General features: G+C 62.2%; 19 protein-coding genes and 1 riboswitch. Of the genes, 1 reads left to right on the top strand and 18 read right to left on the bottom strand.

Annotated features, from left to right (window positions below; genetic code table 11):
* Window positions 1–115 precede the first annotated feature (115 nt).
* The 4 genes from ROE7235_RS03445 to ROE7235_RS03430 all read right to left on the bottom strand — a co-directional run bounded on the left by ROE7235_RS03445 (window position 116) and on the right by ROE7235_RS03430 (window position 4422).
* Window positions 116–610, bottom strand: a complete 495-nt coding sequence (locus ROE7235_RS03445) for an ATP-binding cassette domain-containing protein (RefSeq protein ID WP_245963866.1) — start codon at window positions 608–610, stop codon at window positions 116–118.
* Window positions 607–1806: a branched-chain amino acid ABC transporter permease gene (locus tag ROE7235_RS03440; RefSeq protein ID WP_121093261.1), complete on the bottom strand. Its 1200-nt coding sequence runs from the start codon at window positions 1804–1806 to the stop codon at window positions 607–609. The genes ROE7235_RS03445 and ROE7235_RS03440 overlap by 4 nt, the downstream gene beginning before the upstream one ends.
* Window position 1807: 1 nt before the next feature.
* Window positions 1808–3079 (bottom strand): branched-chain amino acid ABC transporter permease, encoded by a 1272-nt coding sequence (locus tag ROE7235_RS03435; protein ID WP_121093260.1) that lies wholly within the window; start codon window positions 3077–3079, stop codon window positions 1808–1810.
* 98 nt (window positions 3080–3177) lie between these two features.
* Window positions 3178–4422, bottom strand: a complete 1245-nt coding sequence (locus tag ROE7235_RS03430; protein ID WP_121093259.1) for an ABC transporter substrate-binding protein — start codon at window positions 4420–4422, stop codon at window positions 3178–3180.
* A 177-nt stretch (window positions 4423–4599) separates the two neighbouring features.
* Here ROE7235_RS03430 and ROE7235_RS03425 point away from each other — a divergent pair, with 177 nt between their 5' ends.
* Complete coding sequence (locus tag ROE7235_RS03425; RefSeq protein ID WP_183073304.1) at window positions 4600–5631, top strand: GlxA family transcriptional regulator; 1032 nt, start codon at window positions 4600–4602, stop codon at window positions 5629–5631.
* Between the two features lie 15 nt (window positions 5632–5646).
* Here ROE7235_RS03425 and ROE7235_RS03420 read toward each other — a convergent pair whose 3' ends face one another.
* The 14 genes from ROE7235_RS03420 to ROE7235_RS03355 all read right to left on the bottom strand — a co-directional run bounded on the left by ROE7235_RS03420 (window position 5647) and on the right by ROE7235_RS03355 (window position 19923).
* Entirely contained in the window at window positions 5647–7092 is a 1446-nt protein-coding gene (locus tag ROE7235_RS03420; protein WP_121093257.1) for a cobyric acid synthase, read from the bottom strand.
* Window positions 7093–7363: 271 nt separating this feature from the next.
* Window positions 7364–7972, bottom strand: coding sequence for a cob(I)yrinic acid a,c-diamide adenosyltransferase (cobO, locus tag ROE7235_RS03415; RefSeq protein WP_121093256.1), 609 nt, complete (start codon window positions 7970–7972; stop codon window positions 7364–7366).
* A 61-nt stretch (window positions 7973–8033) separates the two neighbouring features.
* A complete protein-coding gene (gene metH / locus ROE7235_RS03410; protein ID WP_121093255.1) occupies window positions 8034–10757 on the bottom strand; it encodes a methionine synthase in 2724 nt (907 codons plus the stop codon).
* The gene (locus tag ROE7235_RS03405) at window positions 10754–11800 is read right to left on the bottom strand and encodes a homocysteine S-methyltransferase family protein (protein ID WP_121093281.1); all 1047 of its coding nucleotides are present in this window, start codon (window positions 11798–11800) and stop codon (window positions 10754–10756) included. Before ROE7235_RS03405 ends, metH begins: the two co-directional genes overlap by 4 nt.
* A 113-nt stretch (window positions 11801–11913) precedes the next feature.
* The gene (locus tag ROE7235_RS03400) at window positions 11914–12216 is read right to left on the bottom strand and encodes a hypothetical protein (RefSeq protein WP_121093254.1); all 303 of its coding nucleotides are present in this window, start codon (window positions 12214–12216) and stop codon (window positions 11914–11916) included.
* Between the two features lie 108 nt (window positions 12217–12324).
* Window positions 12325–12524: riboswitch (cobalamin riboswitch) on the bottom strand.
* Between the two features lie 17 nt (window positions 12525–12541).
* Window positions 12542–12952 (bottom strand): RidA family protein, encoded by a 411-nt coding sequence (locus tag ROE7235_RS03395; protein WP_121093253.1) that lies wholly within the window; start codon window positions 12950–12952, stop codon window positions 12542–12544.
* Entirely contained in the window at window positions 12949–13350 is a 402-nt protein-coding gene (locus ROE7235_RS03390; RefSeq protein ID WP_121093252.1) for an acyl-CoA thioesterase, read from the bottom strand. The genes ROE7235_RS03395 and ROE7235_RS03390 overlap by 4 nt, the downstream gene beginning before the upstream one ends.
* A 2-nt stretch (window positions 13351–13352) precedes the next feature.
* Window positions 13353–14039: an ABC transporter ATP-binding protein gene (locus ROE7235_RS03385; RefSeq protein WP_121093251.1), complete on the bottom strand. Its 687-nt coding sequence runs from the start codon at window positions 14037–14039 to the stop codon at window positions 13353–13355.
* A complete protein-coding gene (locus ROE7235_RS03380; protein ID WP_121093250.1) occupies window positions 14036–14785 on the bottom strand; it encodes an ABC transporter ATP-binding protein in 750 nt (249 codons plus the stop codon). Before ROE7235_RS03380 ends, ROE7235_RS03385 begins: the two co-directional genes overlap by 4 nt.
* Window positions 14782–15762, bottom strand: a complete 981-nt coding sequence (locus ROE7235_RS03375) for a branched-chain amino acid ABC transporter permease (RefSeq protein ID WP_121093249.1) — start codon at window positions 15760–15762, stop codon at window positions 14782–14784. The genes ROE7235_RS03380 and ROE7235_RS03375 overlap by 4 nt, the downstream gene beginning before the upstream one ends.
* On the bottom strand, window positions 15759–16679 hold the full coding sequence (locus tag ROE7235_RS03370; protein ID WP_121093248.1) for a branched-chain amino acid ABC transporter permease: 921 nt from the start codon (window positions 16677–16679) through the stop codon (window positions 15759–15761). The genes ROE7235_RS03375 and ROE7235_RS03370 overlap by 4 nt, the downstream gene beginning before the upstream one ends.
* A gap of 78 nt (window positions 16680–16757) precedes the next feature.
* Complete coding sequence (locus tag ROE7235_RS03365; RefSeq protein WP_121093247.1) at window positions 16758–17888, bottom strand: ABC transporter substrate-binding protein; 1131 nt, start codon at window positions 17886–17888, stop codon at window positions 16758–16760.
* Window positions 17889–17959: 71 nt separating this feature from the next.
* Window positions 17960–19447 (bottom strand): flavin-containing monooxygenase, encoded by a 1488-nt coding sequence (locus ROE7235_RS03360; RefSeq protein WP_121093280.1) that lies wholly within the window; start codon window positions 19445–19447, stop codon window positions 17960–17962.
* Between the two features lie 14 nt (window positions 19448–19461).
* The gene (locus ROE7235_RS03355; RefSeq protein WP_121093246.1) at window positions 19462–19923 is read right to left on the bottom strand and encodes a cupin domain-containing protein; all 462 of its coding nucleotides are present in this window, start codon (window positions 19921–19923) and stop codon (window positions 19462–19464) included.
* Window positions 19924–19948 lie beyond the last annotated feature (25 nt).

Below are 19948 nucleotides of genomic sequence, written 5' to 3'. Positions count from 1 at the left end.
CGACAAGCCCAAACCCTTCAAATGGACCAAAACCGCCGAGGACATCCTCACCCGGGAACGCCGCGCTCTGAACGCGCTCGATGAAATTCGCGGAAACAGGTAGGAAGTGTCAGACTCAGAACACTAGGATGATGACATCGGGGTTCAGCATCAAGAGCCGCCCCAATTCCAGCAGCTTTTGCTGCCCGCCCGACAATGCCCGCGCGTATTCATTACGCAGATGGTCGAGGGTCAGGAATTCCAGCACCTCCATCGCTTTCTCGGTCAGTGCCGCCCCTTGCGACATGTGGCCCATCGCCAGCGCAGGCACATACAGGTTTTCCAGAACCGTCATGCGCCGGAAACTGCGCGTAACCTGAAAGGTGCGGCCAAGCCCCGCGCGCGCCACCTCGTAGGGGGCAAGCTGGTCAATGCGCTGGCCGTTCAGATAGACCGTGCCGGATGTGGGCTTGATCGCCCCGTCCAGAATGTTGGTCAGCGTGGTCTTGCCCGCGCCATTCGGGCCAAGCACACCGATCAGTTCGGGGCCGTTCACCTCCAGGTTCACGCCTTGCAGCACATGGTTGCCGCCGAAACGCTTTTCCAGATTGGTCACTTTCAACTGGATCATGACTGCGCCTCCTGTCCGGCCTTGCGCTTGGCGATGGTTTCCTCTGCAACACCGGCGCGGCCGAAATACTCTATCAGGGGCGCGATCAGCCCGTTTCGGGCAAAGCGCAGCACCAGCATCAGCAAGACCCCGAAGAAGACCAGCCGCCAGACCGTCATATCCACCTCTATCCCGCCAATGCTGAAAGAGGTGCGCAATAATTCGAGCATGATCTGCAGGAAGATCGCGCCAATCGCGGCGGCCACGAAATTTTCCACCCCGCCAATCACGGCCATGGCCACCACCAGCGACATTTGCAGCAGGAACAACATGTTGGGCGTGATGATCTGGACGTAATGCGCCTGCACGGCACCCGCAGCCGCCGCCATGGCTGTGGTGATGGTGAACACGATCACCTTGTAGCGGGTGGTGTTCACGCCTAGGGCCGCGGCGGCGTCCGCGTCCTCGCGCAGCGCGCGCACGAACAGACCGAAGCGCGACCGTGACAGCCATGTCAGAAGCGCAAGGCAGGCCAGCAACAACGCGAACATGATGTAATAGGGCGGCACTTTGTCCGTGGCGGAATATTCTGTTCCGAATACCGTCACGCCGTTTTCAAACAGGGCGGGCAACACCATCCCCGCCTGCCCGCGCGTGATGTCGATTTCGGCAGAGATGATGGCCTTGATGATTTCAGAGAACCCCAGCGTAAACAGTGCCAGATACGCCGCGCGCAGGCGCAGCACCAAGAGGCCCACCAGCAGCCCTGCAAAGCCGCCCGCCAGCGTGCCAAGGACAATCCCCAGCAGCACTGGCATACGCCAGACGCGCACGGTATCGCCCCAGCCCGCGATGGCCTGTTGCAAGCAATCCTGTGTCAGCGTGGTAGAGGTCACACCGATGGCGTTCTTGATGACCAGCCAGTTGCCGAAAAACCCGAATTCGGTGCAGATGCCGGTGGGCGCTTCGGTTATGTAGAAATAGTGGCAGAACAGGGCGGTGCCATAGGCCCCGATGCCCATAAAGGCCATGTGCCCGAAGCTGAACTGCCCCGCATACCCCGCCAGCATCGACCAGCTAGAGGCGAGGATCGCGTAGAAGAACCCGGTGATCAGCACATGCATGACATAGTCGTAATTCGCGCCGGTATAGACCAGCGGAAAGGCCGCGAAAAACGCCACCAGAAGCAGCCCGGCGATGTTGGGAACCTGTTTCATGTCAGCCCCCCTGCCCGTGTGCGCCCGATGCGAACCGCCGTCCAAACAGCCCCGTGGGGCGCAAGAGCAATGTCAGTGTCAGCACAATCATGCCGTACGCCGGGATATAGCTGGCCGCTTTTTGCGCGTCGGGTATGCAGCCGGTGCCCGCTGCTTCGACCAGTCCGACCAGAATCCCGCCGACGAAGGCGCCGGGCAAAGACCCAAGCCCGCCCAAGACAACGATCACGAAGGACCGCATGGCAGGAATTGCGCCCACCTGAGGCAGCCATGAGAAGGCTTGCACCAGCAGCGCACCGGCCAGCGCCGCGATCATGCCGCCCAAGGCAAAGGCCAGCATGTTCATGCGGTTCGGGTCGATGCCTGCAATCGCCGCCGCCTCGCGGTCCTGACTGACGGCGCGCAGGGCGCGCCCGGTCCATGTGCGGTGCAACAAGAACAACAGCGCCAGCAGCACAAGGATACAGGTGACAGCAGCTATGAAACGCGGGTTGGAAATTGACACCGTGTCGAACAGGGTCAGGTTGCCACGGCGGGTTTCGATCAGCGGCGCCTCGGCCCCTGCGGGAAACTCCCAACGCGGAAAATCTATGTAGCGGCGGACCTTGACGGGGCTCGCCCCGTGCAAGGCCTGCACCAAGTATTGCAAGGTAAAGGCCAGCCCGAACGTGGCCAGAATCCCGTATTCGACGGGCCGGTCAATCTTGCCGCTATACATCGGGGTCAGCATCGCACGCTCGAACAGCGCGCCGATGCAGAAGGCCAGACAACACGCGCCCATGACCCCCATCAAAGGGTTTAGGCCGGGAAACCACACAACGGTGATGTAATAGACCAGCATTCCGCCGATCATGTAAAACTCGCCATGGGCAAAGCTGACGACACCAAGGATCGAGAAGATCAGGGTCAGACCAAGCGCCATGAACCCGTAAATGATCCCGATGATCAGACCATTGGTGAACTGGCTGGCCCGGAACGCACCATTGGCCACGCAGTTGTTTTCCGGGTCTGCGAACGAAAACGCTGCCGCGATCAGCACCACGGCGGTCAGGCCCAGAAAGGTCGTGACCCGCCCCGACAGTTTCGGCGTGCGTGCCCAAAGCACGGCAACACCCACGGGGCCAAGCGCCGCGCCGGCCATGGCGCCGGCGAAATTCACATTCGACGTGTCCAGATCGCGCGCGAAATAGCGCCGCCGCAGCAGAACGCTGCCCAGCACGCCCCAGACGATCATCCACAAGATGACGCCCCAGAAGATTTCAGGTGTCTGCACGGATGGTCCCCCGTTCCGCTTCGGGTGCATCGCCCAAAGCCTATGCCGTCACGGTGGCGCGGGCAGGCAAACGCCCCTGCCCGCGCCCGTTTGCGTGGTTAGTCGTTCACCCAGACAGGATCGGCGGTCTTGTAGGCTTCAGGGTAGACGATCGCCGCCTCGCTGGAGGCCTGACCTTCTTCCTGAAACTGGATGATGGTGATCGCAGGGTCGGGCCACTGGTGCCACCATTCATCGCCTTTTTCGTCCTCGGACGGATCGCGCTTCAGACCGTAGTCGAAATAGATACGACCCAAGGTGCCCTCGTGGCTGATGTTCTCCAGCGCGGTCACGATCGCGTCGCCATCGGTGCTACCGGCCTCTTCAATGGCCTGCGCCAGAATGGCAATCGAGTCGTAGGCTTCCATCGCATAGCTTTCGACGTCGGATTTGCCGGTCTTTTCCTTGTAGACAGCGGCGAAAGCCTTGCCCTTTTCGGTGAACTGGCTTTCGGGAACCCCGATGCGCTGCACAAAAGCATATTGCCCGTCCGGCACATTGGTCCAGTAAGTGCCCGATTCGAGCGCGTCCTGACCGGTCTGGAATGGCAGGTCCAACGGGCCAATGCCTGCATCGGCGGCCTGCTGGGTGAAGTTGAACGCCGCTTCACCCGTCACCAAGGTGATGATCATGTCAGGGTCTTCGGCCTTGATCCGCTCGACAATGCCTGCGTAATCCTGCGTGCCGATATCCACCGAGAAGATCGTGCTGGCAACGCCATTCTCTTCCAGACCGCGTGCGGTTTCCTGGCTGGCGGGAATGCCGTAATCGGTGTTTTCGGTCAGGATGACGACTTTCTCGATACCGGGAAGGGTCAGCGCGAACTGCCAGATCACGTTCGATGTCCAGGACGATAGCGGCGCGATGCGGAAAATGTACTTCTGCTTGTCACCGGTGATGGTGTCGTTCCAAGTTTCGGCAAAAACCACCGGAATGCCACGCGCATCGGCCACGTCCTTGGACGCCACACCGACAGAGCTGTGATACCCGCCACCCACGGCGACAACACCGTCTTGGGTGATCAGACGCTCCATGACGGCCACGGCGCGTTCGGGCAACCCTTCGCTGTCACCGAGCACAACTTCTATGTCGCACCCCAACACGCCGCCCGCGGCGTTCAGGTCGTCTTGCGCGATCATCATCGCGTCGCGCATCGCCTCGCCACCGACGACCGTGCCGGGTGCGGACAGGGGCGCCAGCGCCCCGATCTTGATCGGGCAATCCTGTGCCTGAGCCGCACCTGCCCCAAGCGCCAAAGCCGCTGCGGACAGCAATAGATGGCGGCGCAAAGTAAAAGTCTTCATGTAAACGCTCCCTGTCTTCGCGGAACCGCGCAGGCCCGCTGTTGGATGCTCCGGTCAGACGCCGGATTTTCCGACCCATCACAGGCCGATAACAAAAACGTGCGGCAGTTGCCGAAGTGCTGTCTTTCGTGTATCCGCCATTTTCATCTGAAATCAGACATTTCTGTAAAGGACGCTATGGAATCGGGCGCAACGGACCAAGCGACGACCAACAATCGGGCAGCGGGTGCCACGCAGTCGGGTGATGCGCTATCCATTGGAATCCTGCTCTGGCCCAGTTTCCCGCTCATGTCTTTCGCGGGGCTTGTCGAAAGCCTGCGGCACGCGGGCGATCATGGCGACAATTCCAGCCCACGCTATGCCCGTTGGGACGTGATCGGCAGCGCCCTTGCGACGGCCCGGTCCAGTTGCGGGGTGCCGGTTTCCGCCACGGCGGACTATGTTTCGCCCCGGAACTTCGACCATCTGTTTGTCATTGGCGGGCTGTTGCGCGATCTGGACACCGCGCCGAAACCGCATTCCGCCTATATCACGGCGGCCTATCGCGCCGGTGTTCCGGTCTGTGGTGTGTGCACGGGTAGCTTTGTATTGGCCGGTCTTGGGCTGCTGGATGGCAAACCGGTCTGCATACACCCATATCACCGCGAGGATTTCGAGGCCGCCTATCCCGGCCACCGTTTTGTGCCGAACCGAGATTTTCACCGTGCGGGCGGGGTCTCGACCGCGTTGGGGGGCGTGTCGATTCTACCGCTCATGCGCCAGTTGATAACGCATCATCTTGGGCCAGATCGGGCGGCCAAGGTCGAACACCAGATGACGCTTCCGTCCAGCGACGGCCCTGTTTATACCGCAACCCAGACGGACCATTCCAGCATAGACGACCCGCGCATTCAGCGGGCGCTGGTAATCCTTGATGCGCAATCGGGCCAACCGCCGGAAATTGCCACGCTCGCGCGGATGCTGGGGCTTAGCGAACGCCATTTCCTGCGGCTGTTTCGCATGCATGTGGGCTGCCCGCCCAAAGACTACATCATCGACACCAAGCTGCGCGCGGCGGTCTGGATGCTGCGCAACACGCGGGCTTCGATCACATCTATTGCCTATTCCACGGGGTTTTCCAGCGGCGCCAATCTGGCCGATCTGTGCCGCCGTAAACTCGCGTCCACGCCCGGCGATATCCGGCGCAGGGCGCAGGTTGGGCGAGGTTGACACACAAAAAAGGGTTCAACGCGCGACAGCCAGCATCCCGTCTATGTCCAGCGTGGCTTCCATATGATCGGCCAGCGCGTCGAGCGTCTTGTCGACCTCATCCGCGTAGATCGCACCCGAACCAGCTACGCCAAACCCGGCCAGCCATGCGGCGCGAAACGAATCACCCGCGAACATGCCGTGCAGATAAGTGCCCGCAACACGCCCATCGGCGCTGACAGCGCCTTCATCGACACCGCCGATACGGGCAAACGGGCGGGCACGATCCGCGCCTTCGCTCTGGCCCAGGTGAATCTCATACCCCTCCAGCGGCTGGCCGCTGGCTACATGCTGGCCCTGCACGCGGCTCAGGCGTTTGTCCGGGCTCATCACGGTGTCGATCTCCAGCAACCCAAGGGCGGGTGTGCTGCCGGGCGTGCCCTCTACGCCCTCCGGGTCGGCCACGGACCGCCCCAGCATCTGGTAGCCGCCACAAATGCCCAGCACATGCCCGCCGCGCCGATGATGCGCGATCAGGTCCACATCCCAGCCTTGCGCACGCAAGAACCCAAGGTCCGCGCGGGCGGATTTTGTGCCGGGCAGGATGACCAGATCGGCATCGCCGGGGATTGCGCGGCCGGGGCCAAGCATGGTCAGCCGGACGCCCGGCTCTTGCGCCAGCGGGTCCAGATCATCGAAATTCGCGATCCGCGACAGGCTCAGGCACACGACATACAATCCCGCCATGCGGTCCGGGGCCGACAGGTCCAAAGCATCCTCTGCGGGCAGTTTCCACGCATCGGCAAACCACGGGCAGACGCCGAACCCGCGCCAGCCTGTGCGCGCTGCTATTAGGGCGTAGCCATCATCAAACAAGCGCGGGTCGCCGCGAAACCGGTTGATCACGAAACCCGCGATCTGCGCGGCATCAGCAGGGTCCAGAACCGCTTGCGTACCGATGATCTGCGCGATCACGCCGCCACGATCAATATCGCCCGCCAGCACCACCGGCACATTGGCGGCACGCGCAAACCCCATATTGGCAATATCATTGGCGCGCAGATTCACTTCCGCAGGGCTTCCCGCCCCTTCGACCAACACAAGATCATGTGCCGCGCTCAACCTCTGGAAACTGTCCAGAACATGGCCCATCAGGCGCGGTTTCAGCGCGGCATAGTCACGCGCCTGCGTGCTGGTCAGGCGGCGGCCCTGCACGATCACCTGTGCGCCGGTGTCGCTTTCGGGCTTAAGCAGAACCGGGTTCATGTCGACCATCGGTTCGACCCCCGCCGCGCGCGCCTGAAGCGCCTGCGCGCGCCCGATCTCTCCGCCATCGGCGGTCACGGCGGCGTTGTTCGACATATTCTGCGGCTTGAAAGGTGCTACGGACACCCCCCTGCGCCGCGCCGCGCGGCACAGTCCCGCCACCAGAAGCGATTTGCCGACATTGCTGCCGGTGCCTTGGATCATCAGGGCCGTCATCGCCGCCCCCGACCGGGAACACGGGGCGGCTGACATACGCCTCCGACGGGGATATTTAAACAAGAATGAAGCGGGCCGGGGCGGCACCGCGCCCTGGGCCGGCGGGCCGGGGAGGACGCGGTGCTTTCACCCTTGGCGGTCATCGGGATCCCTCCCTGTTCCGCATCCTCATATTGGCCCAAAAGGGTAAACAAAGCCTTTTCATCCTTGCACAAATATCCTGGGGGAGGCGCGCGCCAGCGCGTCGGGGGCAAAGCCCCCCTGCAAGGCATCAGAACTCGATGCCCTTCTGGGCTTTCACGCCATCCTTGAACGGGTGTTTGCGCAGGCTCATCTCGGTGACAAGGTCGGCCGCCTCGATCAACTCGGGTTTCGCGCTGCGTCCCGTCAGGCAGACATGGGTCATGGGTGGCTTGCGGGTTTGCAGGAACGCCACAACCTCGTCGATATCAAGATAATCATAGCGCAACGCGATATTGATCTCGTCCAGCAGCACAAAGCCGATCTCGGGGTCGAGGATTTGTTCTTGCGCAATGCGCCAGCCGTTTTGCGCCGCGGCCACGTCGCGGTCGCGGTCCTGCGTTTCCCAGGTGAAACCCTCACCCGACACGAAGAAGCGGCATTCCTTGGCGTGACGTTCGCGCAGAAACTTCTTTTCGCCCGTGTCCCAGCCGCCCTTGATGAACTGCACCACCGAACAGGGGATGCCATGCGCGATGCAACGCATGATCATGCCGAACCCGGACGAGGATTTGCCCTTGCCATCGCCGGTATGGACCATGATCAGACCGCGTTCCTCGGTCTTGGTTTCCATCATCTTGTCGCGCGCGGCCTTGATGCGCTTCATCTTCTCATTGTGGCGGCGGGCTGTGTCGTCCATGGCGTGTCCTTGCGCTGGTGAGCCCGATGGTTAGCAGGCCATTGCCCCGCGCGCGAGAGGGTTATTCCGCCGCAACAGCCTGCTTTGCCGCCGGATCGTAATTCAGCACCGGGGCCAGCCAGCGTTCCGCCTGAGCCATATCCATCCCCTTGCGCGCGGCATAGTCCGCCACCTGGTCGCGTTCCACCTTGGCCACGCCGAAATAGTAGCTGTCCGGGTGCCCCAGATACAGGCCCGACACGGACGATCCCGGCCACATCGCCATGCTTTCGGTCAGCGTGACCCCCGTCGCCGCTTCGGCATCGAGCAGCTTGAACAGCGTGCGCTTTTCGGTGTGGTCGGGCTGCGCGGGGTAGCCCGGCGCGGGGCGGATGCCGCCGTAGGGTTCCTTGATCAGCTCTTGCGGGGTAAACGGCTCATCCGGCGCATAGCCCCAATAGTCGCGGCGCACGCGCGCGTGCAGGGCCTCTGCCATGGCTTCGGCAATGCGGTCGGCCAGCGCCTTGACCATGATCGCGGCATAATTGTCATTCGCGCGGTCGAAGCGGGCGGCGATGTCCACCTCTTCCGGTCCGGCCGTTACGACGAAGCCGCCAATATGGTCTGGGGTGCCCTCGGGGGCCACGAAATCTGACAAGGCCAGATTGGGCCGCCCTGCCCGCTTGGAATGCTGTTGCCGCAGCGTGTGGAATGTGGCGAGTCCGGTGTCGCGCGTGGCGTCCGTAAACAGGCGAATATCATCGCCCACCGTATTGGCAGGCCAGAACCCGACGACGGCGCGGGGCGTGAACCATTTCTCGGCAATGATGCGCTTGAGCATTTCCTGCGCATCGGCGAAGAGCGCGCGGGCCGCCTCGCCCTGTTTCGGGTCATCAAGGATCTTGGGGTAAACGCCCTTCATCTCCCATGTCTGGAAGAACGGGGTCCAGTCGATATAGTAGGCCAGTTCGGCCAAGTCCCAATCGTCGATCACTTTTGCGCCGGTAAATTTCGGCGCAGTCGGGCTGTAGCTGTCCCAATCCAGCCGCAGCGGGTTGGCGCGGGCTTTGGCCAGTGGCAGGCGGTCCTTGGCGGCCTCTGCCCGTTCGTGACGCGCGGTCACTTCGGCGTATTCGGTGCGAATGGCGTCCACAAAGCTCGCCTTGTTGGCAGGCGACAACAGGTTGCTGACCACCCCCACGGCGCGGCTAGCATCGAGCACATAGACCGCAGGCCCCGAATAGCGCGGCGCGATCTTGACCGCCGTGTGCACCTTGGACGTGGTCGCCCCCCCGATCAGCAGCGGCAGGTTCATGTCTTCGCGTTCCATTTCGGACGCGAGATGCACCATTTCATCAAGCGATGGTGTGATCAGACCCGACAGGCCAATCGCATCCACATTCTCGGCGCGGGCGACCTGCAAGATCTTTTGTGGCGGGACCATCACGCCCAGATCGATCACATCGTAATTGTTGCAGGCCAGCACAACGCCGACGATGTTCTTGCCAATGTCATGCACATCGCCCTTGACGGTCGCCATCAGGATCTTGCCAGCCGATTGCCGCCCGGTGCCGCCATTCAGGCGCTTTTCTTCTTCCATGTAAGGCAGAAGGATGGCCACGGCCTGTTTCATCACGCGGGCGGATTTCACGACTTGGGGCAGGAACATCTTGCCCGCGCCGAACAGGTCGCCGACCACGTTCATGCCGGCCATCAGCGGCCCTTCGATCACGTCGAGCGGCTTTTCTGCAGCCACACGCGCTTCTTCGGTGTCGGCGTCGATGAATTCGGTAATGCCGTTGACCAGCGCGTGTTCCAGCCGCTTGTCAATAGCCCACTCGCGCCAAGCCAGATCGCGCACGCGTTCTTCGCGCTTGCCGCCCTTGAAGCGGTCGGCAAGGTCCAGCAGGTTTTCGGTCGCGGTGCCGCCCGCCTTGGGCTGGCGGTTCAGGACCACATCCTCGCAAGCCTCGCGCAACTCGGGGTCTATCTGGTCATAGACCGCCAATTGGCCCGCATTCACGATACCCATATCCATGCCCGCCTTGATGGCGTGATACAGGAACACCGCGTGCATCGCCTCGCGCACGGTGTCATTGCCACGGAAAGAGAACGACAGGTTCGACACCCCGCCCGACACATGCGCATGCGGCAGGTTTTCGCGTATCCAACGTGTCGCTTCGATGAAATCGACGCCGTAATTGTCGTGTTCTTCAATGCCCGTGGCGACCGCAAAGATATTCGGGTCGAAGATGATGTCTTCTGGCGGGAAGCCTACCTCCTCGGTCAGAATGCGGTAGGCGCGCGCGCAAATCTCTGTCTTGCGTGCAAAGGTATCGGCTTGGCCCTGCTCGTCGAACGCCATGACCACGACCGCCGCACCGTAGGCCAGACACAGCCGCGCCTGATGGCGGAACTGATCTTCGCCTTCCTTCATGGAAATGGAATTGACCACCGATTTGCCTTGCACGCATTGCAGGCCCGCCTCGATCACCTCCCATTTGGAGCTGTCGATCATGATCGGCACGCGGGCAATGTCCGGCTCTGCCGCGACAAGGTTCAGAAACTCGACCATCGCCTTTTGCGAATCGATCAGCCCCTCATCCATGTTCACATCAATGATCTGCGCGCCGTTCTCGACCTGCTCACGCGCGACATCCAGCGCGGTTTCATAGTCGCGGTTCACGATCAGTTTGCGGAACTTGGCGGAGCCGGTGACATTCGTGCGCTCGCCCACATTCACAAACGGAATATCGGGCGTCAGCACGAAGGGTTCCAGACCGGACAGGCGCAGATAATGGGTCATGCGGGCACCGCTCTGGGGGCAAATGGGGCGACGGCCTCGGCAATGGCGCGGATATGGTCGGGCGTGGTGCCGCAGCATCCGCCAACGACATTGACCAGCCCGTCGCGCGCAAAGCCGCCGACCTGTGCGGCGGTTTGCTCTGGCGTCTCATCATAGCCGCCAAACGCGTTGGGCAGGCCCGCATTGGGATAGGCACAGGTCAACGTGTCGGCCACGCCCGCAAGTTCCGCGATATGGGGGCGCATGGCCTCTGCCCCCAAAGCGCAGTTCAGCCCAACGGTAAAGGGCCGGGCGTGCGAAACCGAATGCCAGAAAGCGGTTGGTGTCTGGCCCGACAGTGTGCGCCCGGAGGCGTCGGTAATCGTGCCCGAAATCATCAGTGGCACGCGCTGGCCGATCTTGTCGAACACCTCGAATGCCGCAAAGATCGCGGCCTTGGCGTTGAGCGTGTCGAAGATGGTCTCAATGAGGATGATATCTGCCCCGCCCTCGATCAGCCCTTCCATCTGCTGGCCATACGCGCGGCGCAGGTCGTCAAACGTTACGGCGCGAAAGCCGGGGTCATTCACATCGGGGCTGATGCTGGCGGTGCGGTTGGTCGGCCCCACGGCACCGGCCACGAAACGGCGCTTACCGTCACTGGCCTGCGCACGGTCGGCCGCACGGCGCGCGACCTGTGCGCCCGCCACGCTCAGATCATGGATCGCCCCTTCCAGGCCATAATCGGCCTGCGCGATAGTGGTGCCGGAAAACGTGTTGGTTTCCAGAATATCCGCCCCCGCCATGGCGAATTGATAGTGAATATCCTCGATCGCGTCGGGCTTGGTCAGCACCAGTAGGTCATTATTGCCCTGTTGCGGATGATCGGTGTGGTGGCGACAACCGGGGCCGTGGATGTGCCCGTTTGCGGAGTAATCCTCTTCGGTCAGGCCAAGTGTCTGGATCATCGTGCCCATGGCCCCGTCCAGAACAAGGATACGTTCGGCGGCCAGCGCGCGCAATTCATCCAGAACCGGGGATGCGGACAGGGTCAGATCTTTCATAAGCGGTGGTTTTTCCATTATTGCGGGTTGTGCAGGATATAACCCTGCACAATCCAAGAAAAAACCGAATGATTTTCACCGTGAATATGAAACTGGTTCATATTCGGGAAAGCCTACAGCGTCGCGCGTCGCCCCTTTGCGCCGCCGCGCCGTTCCTTGGGCGGCAAGATAAGGGTGAGCGGGCGCAACGGCGTGCGCGTGCTCTCGACCAGCAGGTCGCAAAAGACCGCTATGGCCGATACCTCACGCGCGAAGGGCACGGCTTGGGTATAGGCGTGCATCGCTTCTGCCGGGTAGCTGGCATCGCCCGGCAACGCGCCCAGCCATTGCAGATAGCCCAGATGGCCAAGCGCGCGGGCGCGCTCGGGCGTCAGCCCGGTTTGTCGAAGTTGCAAGATCGTGTGGTCCAGTAGCATAGCGCCCTCCGCGCTGTGGCGGGAGTGCCGGGGGCCATGCGCCCAACGGGCGCGGATTGAACACCCCCGAGGCACCCCGCCCGGTTTCAACACCCCATACACGCGGCATGCGCGCACGGGTTGATGGCAGGTCTCCTGACTTGCGGGTCATCGCGTCCCCAACCCTTCCCGGCCTGTGGCCAGTGGTCCTGTCGGGGGTGCTATCCGCTTACAGTTGCGGGGGCAGTCATGGATTTGGGGCAAGCCCGCACCATGTTCCCTTTTCAGCCAGCCGCACGCGGCCGGGCACCATCAACGTCAGCATGCGGCTGGACCGGCAAAATGTCTAGTCCGATTTCTGCATCGCGATATGGGCGGTCGCTTCAATCTCGAGCAACGCGGCGTCTTCGACCAAACCGGCCACGACCACCATCGACATGGCGGGGAAATGCTTGCCCATCACCTCGCGATAGGCCCGGCCCACTTCGGCCTGACGCGCAAGATACTCTCTCTTGTCGATCACGAACCATGTCAGGCGGGTGATGTCGCACGCCTGCCCACCCGCAGCTTCGACGATGGCCACGATATTGGCCAGTGCCTGCCGCATCTGCCCGACGAAATCAGAGGCCACGAACCGCTGGGCGCCATCCCAGCCGATCTGGCCGCCGATATGCAAAACGCCGTCACGCGTCAGCACACCGTTGGCATAGCCCTTTGCGGGCAGCCAGCCTTGGGGGTGGATCGTTGTGTGTGTCATGGCAGGTCTTTCCATTGGGCAAGCGTGACGGCAACAGGCGTGGGCCACGCGGTCGGGCGTCCGTCGGCAGTGACATTCACCAGCGTGGCACGGTGTGTGAAACGCGGTGCGCCGTCGCACCGCGCAGTCAGTGTATAGGCACAAGATGTCCGCCCGAGCGCGACAATCCGCATTTCCAGCACCAGCGCATCGCCGTGGCGCGAAGGGGCAAGAAACTCGGTTTCAATCGCGCGGGTCGGCACTGCGCCCTTCTGATGCATCGCCTCGAACGGCCAGTCCAGCACATCGGCGAAAAACGCCTCGACGCAATCATTCACCATTTCATAATAGCGCGGAAAAAAGACGATGCCGGCGGGGTCGCAATGCTTGAACAGCACCTTTTGATGAAATTCGTACACGATCAGACACCCACATACTGCTCGGATACATCGGCGCTCAGATCCGCCATTGCACCCGACCAAACCGTTTTGCCGCGCGCGATGATTGCGGCGCTGTCGGCCACTTGCGCCAATTCGCGGATGGATTTGTCGATCAGCAGAATGGCCATGCCGCTCTCGCGTTTAAGCGCGGCGATTGTAGCCCAGATCTCTGCGCGGATCAGCGGGGCCAGCCCCTCTGTCGCTTCATCCAGAATAAGCAGGCGCGGATTGGTCATCAGCGCGCGGCCAATGGCCAGCATCTGTTGCTCGCCGCCCGAGAGCGAGGCCGCGCGCTGCCCCATCCGCTCTCCCAGACGGGGCAGAAAGGCGCAGACGCGCGCGGTGGTCCATGGGCCGGGGCGCGCGGCGGCGATCAGATTTTCGGCCACGCTCAGACTGGCAAAGCAGCGCCGCCCTTCGGGCACCAGCCCAAGACCCAGCCGCGCGGCGCGAAAGCTGGGCAGGCGGTGTAGGTCCTGGCCCGCGAACTGGACTGTGCCAGTGGACGGGATCATCCTGCAGATGGCCTTGACGGTCGTGGTCTTGCCCATGCCGTTGCGGCCCATCAGCGCCAGCACTTCGCCTTCTGCCAGTGTGAAATTGACCCCGAACAGGGCTTGGCTGGCACCGTAGCTGGCGCAAAGGTTTTCAACACGCAGCAAGCTCATGCCTCCTCCCCCAGATAGGCTTCGCGCACATCGGCATTGGTGCGGATTTCGTCGACGCTGCCGGTGGCGATAATGCGCCCGTACACAAGTACGCTGATGCGGTCGGCCAGCGCGAAAACCGCGTCCATGTCATGTTCCACCAGCAGGATCGGGGCCTGCGCGCGCAGGCCGTCCAGAAACCCTGTCAGGTTCTTGGACCCTTCCGCGCCCAGACCCGCCATCGGCTCATCCATGACAAAGGCGCGCGGGTCCAGCGTCAGCGCCACCGCCACTTCCAACTGTCGCCTTTGGCCGTGGCTGAGTGCAGAGGTGCGGATGTGCCGCTGGTCCATCAGCCCGACCCGCTCAAGCGCCGCCTCGGCACGCTCGCGCAAGCTGCGGTCGCCCATGATCGCCTGCCAGAAACGCCATGGCCGCCCGCTGGCCCCCATTGCACCCAGCAAGACGTTTTCCAGCACGCTGTCTTCCATTGCCAGCGCGGAAATCTGGAAGGTCCGGCCAAGACCCTTGCGCGCGCGCGCCGCTGTGGTCAGTGCGGTCACGTCCTGCCCCCCCAGCAGCACCTGCCCCGCATCGGGCGCAAGCCCGCCGCAGATCTGATGGATCAGCGTGGATTTCCCGGCACCGTTCGGGCCGATGATGGCGTGGATCTCGCCCGCGCGCAGGTCGATGGAAATGTCGTCGCTGGCTTTCAGACTGCCGAAAGACTTTGTGATCCCGCGGGTTTCGATGATGTTATCGGTCATGTCTGTCCCCTTGGGCCGCACAGAAGCCCGATCAAACCGCCACGCGCAAACAGCACTACGCCAAGCAGGATCGCACCCAGCGCAATGTGCCAATGCGTGGTCAACCCGCCCAACCAATGCTCCAGCGCCACGAACATCACCGCGCCCAGAACCGGCCCCATCAGGCGGCCCACGCCGCCCAGGATGATCAGCACGATCAACTCGCCCGACAGGTGCCAACTGAACATGGAGGGGCTGACAAAGCGGTTGAGGTCCGCAAACAGCGCCCCCGCAAGCCCGGTGATCGCGCCGGACATGACGAAGGCCACCAGCTTCAGCCGTGTCGGGTCCAGCCCCACGGTTTGCACCCGCACAGGCACCTGACGCGCTGCGTTCAGCGCCAGCCCGAAGGGCGAAGCCACCAGCCGCGCGTTGAGCCACAGTGCCAAAAGCAGGGCCACAAAGCAGATGCCGAAGAACTGGATCGGGACGAGCGTATTCAGCCCCGGAAAATCATTGCGGACATAGATCGGAATCCCGTCCTCGCCGCCATAGCGCGCCCATGAAATGGCGAAGTAGTAGAACATCTGCGCAAAGGCGAGCGTGATCATGATGAAATATACCCCGCTTGTGCGCAGGCTAAGCAGCCCGATCAGCAGCGCAGCGAGCGCAGAGGCAAGAACGGCCACAAGCCAGATGATCGGCATGGATTTGGTGCCGTCAAACACCATGATGCCCAGATCGAGTGGGACGAAATTTTGCGCATGAAAGGCCAGAATGCCCATGCTGTAGCCGCCAATCCCGAAAAACGCGGCATGGCCGAAACTGACCAGCCCGCCCCAGCCAAGGGCGATGTTCAGCCCGACGGCGGCCAGTGCCAGAATCGCCGCGCGGGTGGCGAGCGTAATCGTAAACGGCTCATCCACCACCAACGCGTAAAGCGGCACGGCCAGCAAGCCCGCCAGAAGCGCAGCGTTCAGATAGCTCTCGCGGATCATGCGCGCGCTCCCATCAGGCCGGCGGGACGGAAGATCAGCACAAGGCTCATCAGGATATAGACCGCCATATTGGCCAGTGACGCGCCCAGTGACATGGCCGTCGCGGGCTCCAGAAACAGGCGGAACAGGACGGGCAGAAATACGCTGCCAAGGGTTTGGGTCAGCCCGACAAGGATCGCGCCGACAAACGCCCCCTTGATCGACCCGATGCCGCCGATCACGATGGTCACGAAGGCGAGGATCAGCACAGGCTCGCCCATGCCCACTTGCACCGACTGGATGGCGCCGACGAGTGCACCCGCCAGACCCGCGAGCGCGGCGCCAAGCGCGAAAACCAGCGTGTAAAGCTTCGAGATATCGACGCCAAGGGCCGCGATCATCTCGCGGTCGTTTTCACCCGCGCGGATCTGGATGCCGATGCGTGTGCGCTCGATCAGCACCCAAAGCGCCAGCGCCACGGCCAGCCCCGCGCCGATCAGCGCCAGACGGTAGAGCGGGTATTGAATGCCGCCGGGCAAGGTGACGGGGCCGGAGAGCCAACTTGGGATATCCAGATAGAGCGGGAAAGACCCGAAGATCAGCCGCGTCCCTTCGGAAAAGATCAGGATCAAGGCGAAGGTCGCGAGCACCTGGTCCAGATGGTCGGCGGCATATAGCCGACGGATCACCAGTGTTTCCACCAATACGCCCGCCGCCGCCGCCGCCGCAAGGGCGGCCAGCAAGGCGAGCAGGAACGACCCTGTCACCCCCGCGACTGCTGCCGCCGCAAAAGCGCCCACCATGTACAGCGAGCCATGCGCGAGGTTGATCAGCCCCATGACACCAAAAATCAGCGTCAGGCCTGCTGCCATCAGGAACAGCATGACGCCCGATTGCAGGCCATTAAGAACCTGCTCGATGATGAGAATAGTGGACATGACGACACTCCCGTCCCGGACTTGATCCGGGACCTCTTGGACCACGAGGCCCCGGGTCAAGCCCGGGGCGCACGCGATTTACGGCATCTGGCACTCTGCCGCATAGGCGTCGGCATGATCCTCCAGCGCGACACCAATAATACGGTTGGTGAAAACATCACCCTCTTGCACCACTTCGCGGGCATAGATGGTCTGGATCGGGTGCTGATTGTTCCCGAACCGGAACGCCCCGCGCGTGCTCTCGAAATCGGCGTCGCGCAGCGCCGCGCGGAACGCGTCATTATCCGACGGATCGGCCTTTTCCAGCGCCGAGATCAGAAGGTTCGCTGTGTCGAACCCCTGGCTGGCATAGAGCGAAGGCAATCGACCGTATTCGGCGGAGAAGCTTTCGACAAAGGCCTGGTTCACCGGAATGTCGATATCTTTCGACCATTGCGCGGTGTTGACCACGCCCAGTGCCGCCGCACCCACCGCCTGCAAGATGCCCTGATCGAAGCTGAACGCGGGTCCGACCACCGGAATATCCACTCCGCTATCGGCATATTGCTTGAGGAACGAGATCCCCATCCCACCGGGCAGGAAGAAGAACACGCTATCCGCGCCAGATGCGCGGATCTGCGCGATCTCTGCGGCGTAATCGGTCTGACCAAGCTGGGTGTAGATCTCGCCCGCGAGTTCACCTTGATACATGCGCTTGTAGCCCGTCAGCGCATCTTGGCCCGCCGGGTAGTTGGGTGCCAGAATGAAGCTGTTGGTATAGCCCGCCGTGTTGGCATAGGCACCCGCCGCTTCGTGCAGGTTGTCATTCTGCCATGCCACGTTGAAGTAATTCGGGTGGCAGCCGCGCCCGGCGAGTTGCGAGGGGCCCGCATTGGGCGACAGGTAGACCACGCCCTGATTGACCGCCGACGGGATCACCGCCATAGCAAGGTTGGAAAAGATGATGCCGGTCATCACATCGACACGCTCTGACTGGATCATCTTGTCAGATAGTTGCACGGCGATATCGGGCGCTTGCTGGTCATCTTCGACCACCAGTTCGATATCGTCACGGCCCGATTGCGCCAACGCCAGCAAAAAGCCGTCCCGCACATCCAGCCCAAGGCCCGCACCGCCGCCCGACAGCGTGGTGATCATGCCGACCTTGACCTCGGCCTGTGCGCCGGTGGCCAGTGCGGCCAAAGCCGTCGTCAAAAGCAGTTTTTTCATTCTTTTCGTCTCCCTGTTGTGGTTGGTGCAGATTGCGGCCTGTGCCGCGTGGTGGTCAATTCATTTGCAGGCTATTGCGCCATGTATTGCGGCGCGGACGCCAAGTATTGGCCATAAGCACTGGCATCGGGGTAGCGAAAGGTCTCTGACAGCGGGTTGCCCTTCTTGCGAACCCGCGCGCCGACATCTTCCAACACTTCGTCGAAGTGCTTAAAGTGAAATGGCGCGGAACACAGCCCGCCATAGACCTGCGCCGCCGGGCGTTCTTTGCGTCGCCAGCGCAGCATCGCGTCGATATTGGCATTCATCTCGGCGGCGGTCGGTTGCCGCGCCAGTTGTCCGTCGGCATAGCGCACCAGCCAGTTGGCGATCATTTCCGCCGACAGCACCGTGCAGAAGCTGGAATTGAACCCGACAAAGCCCATATCGGGCAGGTCCGGATTGACCGCAAGACGATAGACGCGATACTGCCCGTCCGGCTCGATCAGCTTGGCACGGGCGTCGCTGTTCAGGAAGGGCACACCCAACTTCCAGCCGACCGCCAGCACCACGATGTCGCAGCCGACCCGGTCGCCGGTGGACAGCACCGCGTCGTCGCCCTCGTAGCGGTCGATCGTGCCTCGGACCGGTTTGACGGACCCATCGCGGAAGCTCTCGAATAGCCCCGGTGTAACGATGGGCAGACTGCAAGATGCCGCCTTTTCAATCGGTGTGTCGGGCACCATGTCCCATTTCTTCAGGCCCAATTGCAGTTTCAAAAGCGTCTCCAACCCGCGGAAATTGGCCCAGACCAGCGGTTTTGTGAGCGCGGCCATGGTCTTTTGTGCCGGGCTGCGCCCCCAGGAATTGAACTGCATTTCCTGCGCGCGCATATACAGCAGGTGTTTGAAATTGATGCCGCCCACGAAATACGGCACGCGCCAGACGTTTTCGCGATACACCATCGTGACCTGCGCGGCCCCGTTCTTGGCGGCATTGACCGCAATGTCGGTGGCCGATTTCGACCCACCCAGCACCACAACGCGCTTGCCACGCGCCAGCGTGGGGTCGGTATAATCCGAGCTGTGCATCACCTGCCCGCCCCGCGCAATGAACGCGTCCTGACCGGGATGGCTGATGACATTTTTTTCGGAAAACTGGCCGGTGCACACGGCGACAAAGTCGAAATCCTGCTGGCGCGTGCGCCCGGCCTCTTCGATGGTCAATGTCCAGCCCGGTTTGCCATCGGTGCGACGGTCCATGGCGGTGATTGAAGTGTTCAACTGGAACAGGCGGCCAAGCCGGTGCTTGGCGGCGTAGCCATGCAGATAGGCATGCACCTGCGGCCCTTTGGGCCATTCTGGAAAATCCGCCGGCATCGGATGGTCGGTAAAGCGGTACAAGTCCTTGGGCGATTGCGTCTGCACATCCGGGTAGCTGCGCGACAATTCCCAGACGCCCCCGAAATCATGGCTGCGTTCGAACCCGATCACCCTGTGACCGCGTTCATCGAATGCCTTGGCGGCGGCGAGGCCAGAGACCCCGCCCCCGATAACCGCGACTGTCTTGCGATGCACCATGGCCGCGCCCCCGCTCATGCGTCTTCCGGTGGTGGCAAGAAATCGACCTCGTGCAGGGCCGACAGGCGCACCAGTTCGGCCGGGTCGGTCTGCCCGTCGAGTGCGCAAAACAGATCATACAATTTGCGCGCAGGGGCCACGCCGAACACGCAGGTCGCCTCTGTGCCAGAGCGGTTGGCGTAACCATGCGCCACCCCGCGCGGCATGCGGATCAAGTCGCCCGGTCCCGCCGACTTGGACGTTGGCGTGCCGGTTTCAAAGCCGGTATCCACCTCCAAGGTGCCCGTCAACACATAGATCCACTCGTCCTGCGTCGGGTGCACATGCGGAGGCACGAATTTTTCGGGCGGGATATGCGCGTGCCACATCATCACCGCATCGGTGTAAATCTTCGGCTTGTAAGTTTGTCCAAGAACATCCCAGACCACGCCGTCCAGAGCGTCATCTGCCGGGGTTACGCCTACTGCTTGTGTCATCGTCTTCTCCTTTGGTTGCGGTTCT

It is taken from the genome of Roseinatronobacter ekhonensis (genome assembly GCF_900499075.1).
GTDB classification, from domain to species: Bacteria; Pseudomonadota; Alphaproteobacteria; order Rhodobacterales; family Rhodobacteraceae; genus Roseinatronobacter; species Roseinatronobacter ekhonensis.
Note: the sequence above shows the minus strand (reverse complement) of the source record. Positions and strands in the feature narration are given on the sequence as shown.